The sequence below is a fragment of the Streptomyces lancefieldiae genome, from assembly GCF_031845825.1.
In the GTDB taxonomy this organism is placed as follows: Bacteria; Actinomycetota; Actinomycetes; order Streptomycetales; family Streptomycetaceae; genus Streptomyces; species Streptomyces lancefieldiae.
This window is the reverse complement of the sequence record NZ_JAVRFH010000002.1, coordinates 16,943-29,688: the sequence shown is the minus strand read 5'-3', so window position 1 is coordinate 29,688 and position 12,746 is coordinate 16,943. Positions and strand designations below refer to the sequence as shown.

9 protein-coding genes and 2 pseudogenes are annotated in these 12,746 nt (G+C 69.9%); 5 read left to right on the top strand and 6 right to left on the bottom strand.

The genetic code is table 11. The features are described from left to right. Positions 1-28: 28 nt before the first annotated feature. Entirely contained in the window at positions 29-2,302 is a 2,274-nt protein-coding gene (locus tag RM812_RS02200) for an FG-GAP repeat domain-containing protein (protein WP_311570651.1), read from the bottom strand. 230 nt (positions 2,303-2,532) lie between these two features. Beyond that, positions 2,533-4,368, bottom strand: a complete 1,836-nt coding sequence (locus tag RM812_RS02195) for a serine/threonine-protein kinase (protein WP_311570650.1) — start codon at positions 4,366-4,368, stop codon at positions 2,533-2,535. A 235-nt stretch (positions 4,369-4,603) separates the two neighbouring features. On the opposite strand from RM812_RS02195, the pseudogene RM812_RS02190 reads away from it, so the two are divergent. Beyond that, a pseudogene (locus tag RM812_RS02190) lies at positions 4,604-5,283 on the top strand (MMPL family transporter). A gap of 2 nt (positions 5,284-5,285) precedes the next feature. On the opposite strand, the pseudogene RM812_RS02185 reads toward RM812_RS02190, so the two are convergent. After that, positions 5,286-5,386, bottom strand: a pseudogene (locus RM812_RS02185) (dihydrofolate reductase family protein); the annotation flags it as partial. A gap of 37 nt (positions 5,387-5,423) precedes the next feature. Further along, positions 5,424-5,624, bottom strand: a complete 201-nt coding sequence (locus RM812_RS02180) for a hypothetical protein (protein ID WP_311570649.1) — start codon at positions 5,622-5,624, stop codon at positions 5,424-5,426. 281 nt (positions 5,625-5,905) lie between these two features. Here RM812_RS02180 and RM812_RS02175 point away from each other — a divergent pair, with 281 nt between their 5' ends. Then, on the top strand, positions 5,906-6,469 hold the full coding sequence (locus RM812_RS02175; protein ID WP_311570648.1) for an EF-hand domain-containing protein: 564 nt from the start codon (positions 5,906-5,908) through the stop codon (positions 6,467-6,469). A 564-nt stretch (positions 6,470-7,033) separates the two neighbouring features. Here the strand turns inward: RM812_RS02175 and RM812_RS02170 are convergent. Then, complete coding sequence (locus RM812_RS02170; RefSeq protein WP_311570647.1) at positions 7,034-8,464, bottom strand: MFS transporter; 1,431 nt, start codon at positions 8,462-8,464, stop codon at positions 7,034-7,036. Positions 8,465-8,535: 71 nt separating this feature from the next. Then, complete coding sequence (locus tag RM812_RS02165) at positions 8,536-9,078, bottom strand: SRPBCC family protein (RefSeq protein WP_311570646.1); 543 nt, start codon at positions 9,076-9,078, stop codon at positions 8,536-8,538. A gap of 302 nt (positions 9,079-9,380) precedes the next feature. Here RM812_RS02165 and RM812_RS02160 point away from each other — a divergent pair, with 302 nt between their 5' ends. The 3 genes from RM812_RS02160 (at position 9,381) to RM812_RS02150 (ending at position 12,621) form a co-directional block, all read left to right on the top strand. Further along, a complete protein-coding gene (locus tag RM812_RS02160; RefSeq protein ID WP_311570645.1) occupies positions 9,381-9,944 on the top strand; it encodes a TetR/AcrR family transcriptional regulator in 564 nt (187 codons plus the stop codon). A gap of 128 nt (positions 9,945-10,072) precedes the next feature. Beyond that, positions 10,073-11,425 (top strand): carotenoid oxygenase family protein, encoded by a 1,353-nt coding sequence (locus tag RM812_RS02155; RefSeq protein WP_311570644.1) that lies wholly within the window; start codon positions 10,073-10,075, stop codon positions 11,423-11,425. Between the two features lie 104 nt (positions 11,426-11,529). After that, entirely contained in the window at positions 11,530-12,621 is a 1,092-nt protein-coding gene (locus RM812_RS02150) for a medium chain dehydrogenase/reductase family protein (RefSeq protein ID WP_311570643.1), read from the top strand. The last annotated feature ends 125 nt before the right edge of the window (positions 12,622-12,746 follow it).

Sequence of the window (12,746 nt, the reverse complement as noted above, 5' to 3'; positions counted from 1 at the left end):
GACTCCCTGGTGTGTGGCGCTGGGTGGGTCAGGAGACGTGGTTGTACGCGGGGTCTCCGGTCAGGACCGGGCTGGAGACCCGGACGGCGAAGGGTTTCCTGTAGTCGCCGGTTCCGGCGTAGAAGTAACCGGTGTTGCCCGGGCCGTACGCGAACAGGTCGGGGCGGCCGTCGTTGTTGGCGTCGCCGGTGCCGATGGTGTCGGTGTACGCGTTCCAGCCACCACCGATCTTCTGGCGGGCGGCGAAGGTGCCGTCGCCCTTGCCGAGGTAGAGCCAGAGCACGCCGTTCTTGTCGCGGGCGACGAGGTCACCGGCAGCGGCACCGCCGATGTTGCCGGTGGCGGTGATCTGGGTGTAGACGCCCCAGCCGCCGTTGCCGATCTTCTGCCGCTTGGCGAAGGGGGCGTTGAGGTTGCCGGTGTTCTTGTAGAGCCACAGGGCACCTGCCTTGTCGGTGGCGACCAGGTCGGCCCGGCCGTCGCCGTTCAGGTCGCTGCCGCCGGTGATCTGGGTGTACGTGTTCCAGCCGCCGCCGATCTGCTTGCGGGCCGCGAACGACGCCCCGTAGCCGTTGCCGGTCACGTCGTACAGCCACAGGACGCCGCTCTTGTCCCGGGCGATGAAGTCGGCGGAACCGGTGCCGATGCCGCCGATGGTCTCGATCCGGTCGTAGACCTGCCAGCCGCCACCGACCCGGTCAGGCCTGTAGTTCGACGCCACGAGGGTCTTCTTGGTGGTGTCGTACGTGGTGTCGGCCCGCCACAGCACGCCCTGGGCATCTCGGGCCAGCAGGTCGGGGGTGCCGTTCCAGTTGACGTCGTGCGGGGAGGAGAGGCCCTTGGCGGCCGTGAAGCTGCCGGAGGCCTCCACGGCCGGACCGACACCGTTCTGCGGATGGGCCGTGAACGACCAGTCGTACTCCCCGGCCTCGGCGTCCTTGCCCATCTGGGATTCGGCCGCGATGTCCTTCCACGTGATGCCGATGAACCCGTCGCTGTACAAGTAGGGGCTGCCGGCGGACTCGCGGTAGATGTACAGCCTCTTCGTAAAGGACTTGCCGGTGCCGCGGTGGGTGATCTTCAGGTCGACGTCGACGTTGTCCCGGGAGAGCTTCCACTTGAGCGGTATCGGGGAGGTGAGGTCGAAGGTGTGCGGAATCTGCGCACCAAGGTAGAGGAGCTGCACCGGCTTCCCGGTGGAGGCGACCAGCTCGGCGGCCGGCCTGCCGTCCGCGCCGAGGGAGATCCGGTAGAGCCCGTCGCCGTGCTCGACGGTGCCACCGCGCACGAACAGCGTGTTGTCGGGGCCGGGCTCGACGCTGGTGACGTAGTCGACGAGCTTGACCGTCTCGCCCGAGGCCAGGGACTTCGCCGTGAAGGGCACCAGCGGTCGCGAGTCACCCCTGCCGTCTCCCTCCAGGGTCCCCGGGGTCCCGTACATCTGCCACGCACCCAGCAGGCCGACGGCCATGCTCTCGCCCTCATAGAGGCCGAAGTCGGTCACGGTCTCGACGCCGGTGGCACGGTCCACGGTGTGGACCCTGCCCGCATCCTCCGCCCAGACCAGATGCGTGGCGGAGAACGAGCGTCCGCTGGTGTAGCGCGCGTCGGTCCTGTGGGTGAAGACCACCTTGGCGGCGGCGAGGTCCACCACGGCGAACTCGTGCCGCTGCGACGTCTCGGTCCGCAGGGCGTAGGAGACCAGGACCGAGCCGTCATGGGGCGAAGTGGAGGCGATGCCCAAAGCCCCGGACGGCAAGCCTTCGATCTTGCGCTGCGTGATGGTGTCGTCGGTGCGGGTGACGAGGTGCAGCTCCATGGAGCCGTCCGCCTTCGTCACCTCCGCCAGGACCGTGTCCTTGGAAACGGCCTTCACATAGACGCCGTTCAGCGGGCCGAGGCCGATCGAGACGGTCCTGCCGCCGACGGCCATGTCGCGGAGTTTCACGACCGGGGAACGACGGAGGGACGGCCCTTCCCCGAGTACGACCACGTCCGATCCGGTGGATTCGACCACAGCGGCGCCGATCGTGGTGGTCGACCCGTCCGCGAACCGGGTCCATGTGTGCGCGCGGCGGCTGACGGGCCGCGCGCTGGTCAGGAATCCGGTTTTTCCGGCTGCGCTGAAGTACCCGTTCACCGGGTACGTGACGGGTGCCGTCTTCGTCCCGGTCTCGGCCGTCACGGCGGTGGGCAGGGGGGCGGCGGTGGCCGGGACGGACAGGGCGCCCGCACCGAGCGTGACAGCAAGGACAGTGGTGATCGCGGCCGAGACACCCCGACGGGTCGTGCTTGCGGACATCAAATGTTCCTCCTGAGGACATCGAATCGACGCGTGATCCCGCTGGCGCCGTTCCATGAGACTTCCGTTCGGACCGGAGGGTTGTACGCGGGCGAAGGCTGTCACGATCGGCGGTGACTGAGCGTGCGTCGACTCTTTGAGAGCGTCCTGCCTGTGGCATCAGAACCCCGACACACCAATCCTTTGATCAGCGACTTCAGGATCGTGGTCTTCCGGGAAGGCAGACAAGCTCACAGGTGAAACCAGGTGCGGTTGCCGGCCCGTCTGTTCTGCCGGATCTGCTTCTTGAGTGCTGTGCGCAGGGCGAGTGCCGTCGCCGCCTGCCTTTGGTGCTCGTTGCCAGGCCTGTTCCTGACCGTAGTGAGCAGTGTTTCCAGTAGTAACAACGCGCGTTCGGGCTCTCCGGCTTCGGCTACACAGTGTGCGTGTTGGATCCGCAGGCGTACGTCGCTCCTCGCCAGGGCTGCGGGACTGGTGGGCAACAGCTGTTCGTACAAGGGAAGAGCCGCGCGGTAGTCGCCGAGCTGGTAGGTGTCGAGGGCCAGCCGCAGCCTCACCTCGACGACGCGAGAGTCGTCGCCCAGCCCTTGCTCGAGGTCGGGCAGGAGTGGTTCCAGCAGGACACGGCGGCGGGCCGCCTGCGCGTCGTCGCGTGGTCCGTGCCTCGGCAAGGGCCGACCGTACGCGTCGTATTCGCGGTCCAGGGCTTCGGCGAGGTCCAGTCGGGCGGTCAATGTGATGGGATCGCGGGCACCCAGTACTCGGGTGGCCTGCGCGATGATCTCTCTGAGTTCGGGGAGGTACCGTCTGCCATCGATGTGCCCGCGAGCCGCGGTGTTTCCGGTCAGGACGGCTCGGACATCAATGGTGCGGCGATGCTGTAGGCCCAGCACCCGGATCAGCCGCGGCAGCATGTTCTCCAGACCGCCCTGGTCGTGTGCCGACTGCCAGGAGTGCATAGCGCGCTGATAGCCCGCCTCGACGGACAGGGGATCATCCGCTCCGAGTGCCTCGTCGAGGTCGTGGATCAGCAGATCGAGCATCCGTGCGAACTCTGCCTCGTCGCTGTTGGCGTAGTGGGCCAGGACGCGGTCGAGCCGTCGTTCCAGGGCCACGCGTACAGGGTCGGGTTCGTGTACGGGATCGCCCTCGGTCTGCTGGAGCGTCGGGGTGTGGCCCAGGGGCGGGCTCGGGTTGTCGTGGGCGGGCGTCGTGCGGCCGAAGGTCGGATACCGGGCGTGCCCGAGGATGTCCGCCAGACGGTCTGCCACCCGCTGGGCGCTTGCCGGTCGCTGAACGGGATCTTTGGCCAGCAGGTCCATGACCAGACGGTCCGCCGTCTCGGGCAACCCCGGCCGCAACGAACTGGGGCGGGGCGGTGCGCCGGCGGCATGCTGGGCGAACAGTTCGTGGGCTCCCCGTCCGGTGAAGGGGAGTTGTCCCGTCAACATCTCCATCAGGACGCAACCCAGGGCGTACAGGTCGGCGCGTCCGTCGACCGCGGCAGCGCTGTCCCATCGTTCCGGCGCCATGTACAACCAGGAGCCGATGACCTGTCCATCGGCGGTGATGCCCGTGTCCGCCTGGTGCTTGGCGATACCGAAGTCGAGGACCTTCGCCGTGCCTCTTCCGCGATCCATGATGATCACGTTGGCCGGTTTGATGTCCCGATGCACCACTCCCTTGACGTGTGCGGCGCCCAGCGCTGCACAGATGTCCTTCGCCCAGGAAAGGGAGGACGCAAGCGGAGGAACGCCGCGGCTGAGGACTTCGGCAAGGGTCTCGCCCGAGACCAGTTCCATCACCAGATAGACGAGAGCTCGACCCTCGTGCAGGGTCTCGCCATAGTCGTACAAGGCTGCGATGTTCGGGTGGGTGAGGTTACCCGCGAGCTGGGCCTCCATTGCGAAACGTCGCGCTTCTTCGGCCGACTGCGGATGGCCGATCTTGACTGCCACCTGACGTTTCACCCTGGTGTCGAAGGCCTGCCAAACCTGGCCAAACCCGCCACTCCCCAGTAATTTCGCGAGTTCGTAACGATGCCCGAGAACGTCCTGTGGCCGCATCCGCCCCCCCCGAATCCGTTTGGCTCATCATCTTCGCGCTTCCGAGCAGTATGCGTGGCTGACGGCGATGCCTGACAGGCTCAGATCGGACCGCTGCCTGCCACGCCGCGGCACGTCTTGGTCCGCTGCCGGGCGGGCGACGTCGACCTCGACCTCGGGCTGCTTCGCGATGTGGTGGGAATCCGCCGGCAGACGATCTTGAGCGAAGGCAGCCGTCCGCGACCGGCACAAGCACGTGCTCAACGACTCACGTCAGCACGGCGGTGACGCCTTCGCCGAGTCGACCGCGCCCATCGGGCCCACCGAGCTGGTGGGCCTGAGGGTGGCGCTGGTCATCCTCGTGGTCACGTCCGGCTCGCTGGTCGACGCCGGCCTGCCGATGCTGACCGCCGTCCTCGGTGTCGTCGGCACGATGGCCGCGATGATGGGCGCTGCCTCGATGCTCGGGGTGAGCGACAACGCACCCACCCTGGCGATGATGCTGGGCTTCGCCGTCGGTATCGACTACGCCCTGTTCATCGTCTCGCGACACCGGGCCCAACTGGCCACCGGCATGCCCGTGGTGGAGCCCGTCGCCAGGGCCAACGCCACCGCGGGAAGCGCCGTGGTCTTCGCCGCGCCACCGTCGTCATCGCCCTCGCCGGGCTGTCGGTCGCCGGCGTCCCCATGCTTACCTCCATGGGGCTGGCATTCGCGGGCGCCGTCACCTCCGCCGTCGTACTGGCGCTGGGGCTGCTTCCCGCTCTCCTGGGCATGGCCGGCCGTGCGCTCGTTCCCGGGATCGGCGCGAACCCGAGCCGGCGCATGTCGCCGGGCCTGGGCAGGCGTGCCCGGCACGGGACCGTGCCCGGTGGACGCACCCCTCTGGGCGTGCGCTGGACGGAGGCCGTGCTGCGCCGGCGGTCCGCGCCCTGATCGTCGGCAGTGAAGTAGTCGTCGAGACCCCCGCTCCCCCCAGGATCGGTGCGCATGGGCCAACTCGCCGTGGCGCCGGCCCAGAGAACAGCCTCTCGGGATGATCTTCCGGCAGCCAATCCGCCCGGCCCGGCCCCTGCCTATCGGTCCGTGCCGCGCTTCTCGTACCGCAGGTAGGCGGCATGCACAGCAGGGCTGAAGAACCCGGCGAGGAAAGCGGCCGGGCTGCCATAGAGCAGAGGAGGTCCGACATCCGAGACCCAGTCGCCGATCGCGAGAACCGTGAGGGCATCGACGTAGCAGAACAGGAACAGCGCCCCGGCTCCGACCTTCGACATCATCGGTTGCCCCCCTCACGCCCACCGGCTCGACCACTCGTTGCATGCCCGGCCCGTTGCCGCCGGACACCGTTCTCGCGTCGGCAAGTACTCGGGCTTTCCCGTCACACCGCCCACCCGGCCCCGCGGCGGAGTCCGCCCGGCGCCGGCACGCCCGGTGACACGTAGGTGTACGAATGCGCGCAAGTGGCGCCGCTGCCGGCCACCGGGACGTACGGTCGACGGGGCAGGGGGGCTTGGCCGTCCTGTCTCTTGGCTTCGGGTACGTGTGAGGGGTGGCGGCATTGGCTGACCAGGACTTTCTGACAGCGAAGATCGAGCAGGGCTTCGACCAGCTCGATGTGAGCGGCAACGGCGTCCTCACGGAGAGCGACCATGTGGAGATGGGGCGTCGGATGGCGTCGTCCCTCGGTCATGCCGAGGGTTCTCCGGAGACGGAGCGGATCGTCGAGGCCTACCTGGCGATCTGGCGTGAAGTGCACCTGCCGTTCGTCCCGACCGGCATGCAGGGAATCCCCAAGGAACAGTTCGTCGCCTCGACCCGTACGCTGGCCGAGAATCCCGAGGCCGCCAGGGCCACCCTCGGCAAGCTCGCCGAAACCTACCTGGCAATCGCCGACATCGACCAGGACGGCCGGATCAGCCCCGACGAGTTCCTCGCCTTCCAGCGGGGGCACTTCCCTCGACTCTCCGAGGAGTCGGCGGCCGAGGCGTTCGGCCACCTCGACACCGACGGCGACGGTGTGCTGTCAGCTGCCGAGTTCACCACCGCGGTCATCGAGTTCTGGTCCAGTCCGGACCCCGACGCCACGGGCAACTGGTGGATGGGGCGTCCGGCGTACCTGTGAGGCCGAGCTGTCCGGTCATGGGCGGGCGCGGGCCGGTGACCCACTCCCGCTGCGGAGGCGGGCTCCCGCCGTACCGGCACGGCCCGCTGATGTCCGGTCTGCTCGTCGTCCCCATGCAGACGGCGTCCACCTGGCAGGCCGCCTGGTGGACCTGCGCCGCCCTCGCCGCCCTGCTCGCCTCGCCGCCCCACTCGCCTGTCCGCTGGCCCCGACACCGAACTCCAGCGGCTCCGCCACCTGTGCCTGCGCCTGGTCCAGAACCAGCAGCGCATCACCGCCCACCTCACCGCCGACGAAGGAGCCACCCCCCCCGCATGACTACTTCCCGCGTCGGTCTCCTCGAACTCCCGGACGTGCGTGCCGGTGAGGCCGTGGGCGGGCCGGCCCCGGACGGGGCGGCGCACCGGCGTCGGCTCGGCTACGGCGTCGGCTTCGGTGTGCGGCCGATTGTCACCGGCGATGCGTGCACGGTCTGGTGTGAGGCGACGACGGCCGCGCTGCGGTCGGCGCCCGTCGGCTTCTCCAAAGGTGGGCATGGTCGGAGTCGGTGGCAACACCGGGGTGTCAGCCTTGGCGGCCTACGGGGGACTTCCCGGCGGGAGCCGGCGGCGTCACCGTCGCACGGCGTCGGCCGCGCAGCAGGTGGATGCCGGTTCCGGCGGAGGCGAGCAGGGCGATGAGGGCCGCTGCGACGAGAGCGCGGCGGTAGCCGTGTGCCAGGGACGAGGGTCCGGGCGTGACCCGGTCGGCAGCGGGGTTCGCGAGGGTGGTGAGGATCGCGAGTCCGAGGGCGCCGCCCATCTGCCGGGAGGTGTTGATCAGTCCGCCTGCGATGCCGGCGTGCCGTGGATCCACCTCCGCGACGCCCAGCGCGGTCAGGGGTACGAAGGCGAGGCCGAGGCCGGAGCCGATCAGTACGGACGGTCCGAGCAGGTCGGTGAGGAAGGCTCCGTCGACCGGCAGCCGGGCCAGCCACAGCAGGCCGGCCGTGAGCACGAGGAGACCGGGCAGGAGCGTGCCCCGCAGCCGTCCCGCGCCCCAGGACGCCGCCATGAGGGCCGCGGCCAGCGGGACTTGCGTCAGGCCTGCTTCGAGGGGCGAGTAGCCGAGGACCTTCTGCTGGTAGAGCGGAAGGAAGAAGAAGGTGGCGACCCAGACCGCTCCGAGCAGCAGCATCAGGAGGTTGCCCGTCACGACCGGGCGGTTGCGCAGCAGCGCCGGGGGCAGCAGGGGATCCCTCACGCGTCGCTCGATCGGCACGAGCGTCAGGAGCAGGAGCGACCCGGCCGCCGGGAGGACGAAGTCCGGCCACGGCATCTCGTCCTTGGCGCCCAGGCCGTAGACGAGGAGCGTGAGGCCGGCCGTCACGACGAGCGCGCCGGGTGCGTCGAGGCGGGTGGTGCGCACCCGCTCGCCCCGGCCCAGGAGCGGAGGGGCGGCCGCGATTCCCGGCAGGGCCAGGAGGGCGCTGACGGCGAAGACGGCCCACCAGCCCAGGGTGCTGGTGAGCACCCCGCCGAGGAGGACTCCCGCGGCTCCGCCCGCCGCGGAGGCCGCCCCCCAGATGCCCAGGGCCTTCCCGCGGCAGGGCCCCGGCGGCCAGTGGGCCAGCAGGATCGCCAGGCCGGCCGGTGACAGCAGGGCCGCGCCGATTCCCTGGACCGCACGGGCCGCGATGAGCGGGCCGGCCTCCGAGGGGATGCTCGCGGCGAGGGAGCCAGAGGCGAAGACGAGGAGACCCGACAGGAAGGCGGTGCGGTGCCCGAGCAGGTCGGTGAGGCGGCCACCGACGGGCAGCAGGGCCCCGAAGGCGATGAGGTAGGCGTTGACGACCCAGGCCAGGCCTGTCGGTGCCAGACGGAGGTCCTGGCCGATGGCGGGCAGGGCGACGTTCACGATGGAGGTGTTGAGTACGACGAGGAACTGCGCACCGGCCAGCAGGAAGAGGACGGGGCCGGGGCGGTGCGGGGGAGGGACGGACGGCGGGAGCGACATGATGCCTTTCGGGATGCTGGTCGGCGCCGGACGGCCGGGCCGGGAGGGAGGGACGTGGTTGCGCCCGCCGGTCAGGGGCAGGTGTCGCCCTTGGGTTCGGGGTGTCGCTGCTCGGCCCGCTGTTTGAGGTTGTGCAGCCAGTCGTCCAGCGAGGCGTCCAGTGCCCTCTGGAGGTAGGCGGTGTCGGCGGTGACGGGGTCGCCGGTCCAGGACTCCTCGGTGTGGACGTGTACGCCGTCCTTGGCCTGGGTGAAGGTCCACATGTGCACGGCGGTGATGCCCTGGGCCGGTCCTCCCCAGACGATGGGGCGTCCCGGTTGCGCCTGTTTGAGCGTTGACGTGATGTCCTCCAGGCCCTCGGCGGACCACACCCACGAGGAACCCGGGCGCAGCGGCCCCGGGGTCCGCTTGACCGAAGAGCTGACCCCCGGCTGCCGGGCGGGCCAGTTCTCCACGTTCGTCTGGATGCGCCAGACACGGTCCAGCGGCGCGTCGATGACGATGTCGTCCCGGCTGATCACCGGGGCCTTCTCGTCGATCCCGGCCGGCGCGGGGCCGCCGCTCCCGAGGGCCAGGGGCAGTGCGGCAAGGAGTGCGGTGGTGAAGCTGAGCACGAGTGTTCCTCCCGGCAGGTGAGCCGATGACGGCGAGGCGTCATGAGAGTGGGAAGAGTGGAAAGAGTGGTTACTCACTCACTATCTGAGGGTGGTGCGGGTCGCGGTGGACCTCGCGTCGCAGGGGGAGTGGGCGCATGAAGGGCGCAAAAGCAGGAGGAGTGCGGCCGAACGGCTTCCCGACGGCGTGTGAGTAGTCAACCACTCTCATCAAGTGGCGTCAATCGCTACGCCCCTGGACTGCGGTCCTGGCCGGGCTCCCGCACTTGACACCTCAAAAGAGTGAGTGGTTGAGTACTCACATGAAGACGGAGCGCCGCCAACTGTCCACAGCCGAAGAGCGTCGGGAGACGGTACTGCGCACGGCCATCGGGGCGTTCGCGGCTCGCGGGTACTTCGGGACCACCACCACCGAGGTGGCCAAGGCCGCCGGGATCTCGCAGGCCTACGTCTACCGCCTCTTCCCGAACAAGGAGGCTCTGTTCACCGCGGTGGTGGAGCACTGCTTCGTCCGGGTCCGCGCCGCTCTCGAAGGGGGTGCGGCGAACGCCGAGAGCAGCGCCCCCGAAGCGGTCCTCGATTCGATGGGTGACGCCTACGCCCGCCTGATCAGCGACAACGACCTCATGCTGGTGCAGTTGCACGCCCAGGCTGCCGCGGTCTCGGAACCGGCGATCAGGGAGGCGGTACGGGCGGGGTATGCGCGCAGCGTCGAGTACGTCCGCGGCGCGTCGGGGGGCAGCGAGGAGCAGGTGCAGCAGTTCTTCGCCACCGGCATGCTGTGCCACCTGCTGGTCTCCATCGACGCCGAGGCGATCTCCGCGCCCTGGACCCGCACCCTGACCGCCGGGATCACGCACTACTGACACGCCACGGACGGGCGGCCCCGCGTCGGCGTACCCGGCGGCCGCCCGTTTTTTCGCACCGAAAAGTGAGTGGTTAACCACACATTCCTGCTGTCCGGCACATCCTCCACTCGAAACCGAGGTTCATCATGGCCAGCAAGCCCTACCTGACCGGTCACTACGCCCCCGTGGCCGACGAGATGACGGCGACCGAGCTCACCGTGGAGGGCACCCTGCCGCCAGAACTGACCGGCCGTCTGATCCGCAACAGCCACAACCCCAAGCCCGGTATCACCCCCACCCACTGGTTCAAGGGCAGCGGCATGGTCCACGGCATCCGGCTGCGCGACGGCCGCGCCGAGTGGTACCGCAACCGCTGGGTCCACACCCCCGCCCTGGGCGGCGCCCCCTACATGACCGACCAGGGCCCCGACCTGACGGCCAGCACGGCCGGCACGCACGTCATCGAACACGGCGGACGGCTCCTGGCCCTGTCGGAGGCGGCGCTGCCCTTCGAGCTGACGGCCGACCTGGAGACGGTGGGCGCCTACGACTTCGGCGGCAAGCTCACCTCCGCCATGACCGCCCACCCCAAGGAGGACCCGGTCAGCGGCGAGCTGCACTTCTTCGCCTCCTCGCCCTTCCCGCCGTACCTGATCCACCACGTCGCATCCGCCGACGGCCACGTGCTGTACAGCCAGGAAGTACCCGGCGCGAGCGCCGCGCTGAAGCACGACTTCGCGATCACCGAGCACCACGTCGTCTTCCTGGAGGGCTCGGTCACCTTCGACCCCGCCGAACACTCCGGGATCCCGTACGGCTGGAGCGACGCGCAGGCCTCACGGATCGGCGTCATGCCGCGCGGAGCGGGCGGCGCCCGGCGGATCCGCTGGTTCGAGATCGGCCAGGGATACGGCATGCACTTCGCCAACGCCTACGAGGACGCCCGCGGGCACATCGTCGTCGAAGGCCCCACGGTGGGCCGCGAGGGCTGGCAGCGCTCCTGGAACTGGTGGGTCGGCGCCGATGACCGGGGCGCCGAGCCGGTCTCCGGATCCCGCAGCCGCCGCTGGACCGTCGACCTGGCCGCCGGAACCGTCCACGAGCAGCAGACCGACGACCTGATCGTGGAGTTTCCCACGATCAACGACACCTTCACCGGCAGCGAGCACCGCTTCCAGTACGCGCTGTCGTTCCCCGACGACCTGGGGATCGGCGTCCACACCCTGGTGAAGTACGACCGCATGACCGGCGCCCGTCAGCTCCTGCCCTTCGGTACCGGCCAACTCCCCAGCGAGGCGGTCTTCGTCCAGGCGGAAGGCACCACCGGCGAGGACGAAGGATACCTACTGACCCTCGTGAGCGACCTGAACGCCGACGCGTCGAAGATGCTCGTCCTCGACGCCTCCGACCTCGCCATGCCCCCGGTCGCCACCATCCACCTCCCCCGACGGGTGCCGGCGATGATCCACGGCTCCTGGATCCCCGACTCCGCCCTCTGACCCGTGTTCGAGCCCTCGGCGCCCGCCCGCGCCGGGTGCCCGGGCAGCCCCACCACTCGTCCGCCCTCAGTCACCGGTCATCACATCCCAGAAGGAGCAAGCCCATGTACGACGCCGAAGGCCGCCCCACCGACGCCTCCCGGTCCAGGCCGGCGGACGTCCCCGCGCACGTACCGTCCACCGTCACCGAAGCGGTGCTGCCCGGCATCGTCGACCCGGACGGCATCCAGGTCCGCACGCGGCCCGCCCGCCCGGCCGGCCCCGGTCAGGTGGGGCTGGCGATGGAGGCCGCAGGTGTCTCCTTCGCCGAGCAGCAGATGCGCCGCGGCAAGTACTACGACCAGCCGCCCTTCTCCTTCGTCCCCGGCTACGACCTCGTCGGACGCGCCGTCGACGTGGGAGAGGGCGTCCCCGGCGACCTGCTGGGGCGCCGCTTCGCGGTCCTGACCAAGACCGGGGCCTGGGCCAGCCACGTCACGGTCGAGGCCGGCGACCTGACCGAGGTACCCGAGTCCGTCGACTCCGCCGACGCGGAGACCTTCGTGGTCAACGGCATCACCGCCTGGCAGATGCTCCACCGCCTTGCGAAGATCCGCCCCGGACACACCGTCCTCGTGCACGGCGCGAACGGCGGCGTCGGCTCCACCCTCGTACAGCTCGCCCGCATCGCCGGCGCCCAGGTCGTCGGCACCGCCTCGAGCAACCACCACGACGCCGTCCGGGCACTGGGCGCCACCCCTGTCGACTACCGGGCCCACGACATGCACGACCAGTTGCGCGCACGCGCTCCGCAGGGCTACGACGCCGTGTTCGACCACGTCGGCGGCGAGGGCATCGTCGCCTCCTACCGCCTGCTCGCCGCCCAGGGCACTCTCGTCGCCTACGGCACCGCCTCCACCCGCGATGTCCCGGGCTCCTCGAGGGCCCCGGTCCTCAAACTGTTCGCCCGCCTGATGCTCTGGAACGCACTGCCGGGCGGCAAGGGCGCCCACTTCTACAACATCTGGGCCGGCCGGCGCAGGCTCGGCACCTTCCGCGGCAAGCTGCACGCCGACCTGGGCCAGGTCCTCTCCCTGCTCGCCGACGGCGCACTCGCCCCCCAGGTCGCCGCGCGCGTCCCGCTCACCGAGGTCGGGGAAGCGGTACGACTGGCGGAATCCGGCACCGTGGTCGGCAAGGTCGTCCTGGTGCCGTAGACACAACGACGGCCGTGCCACTGGAGGAGCCCCCGACCCCGCGTCCGAACAACCAGGATCTTCGACGCCTGCGGCAGGACACGGGCCTTCCGGCGGCGGCGTCGGCCGTTCCCGGTCCGGCGCCC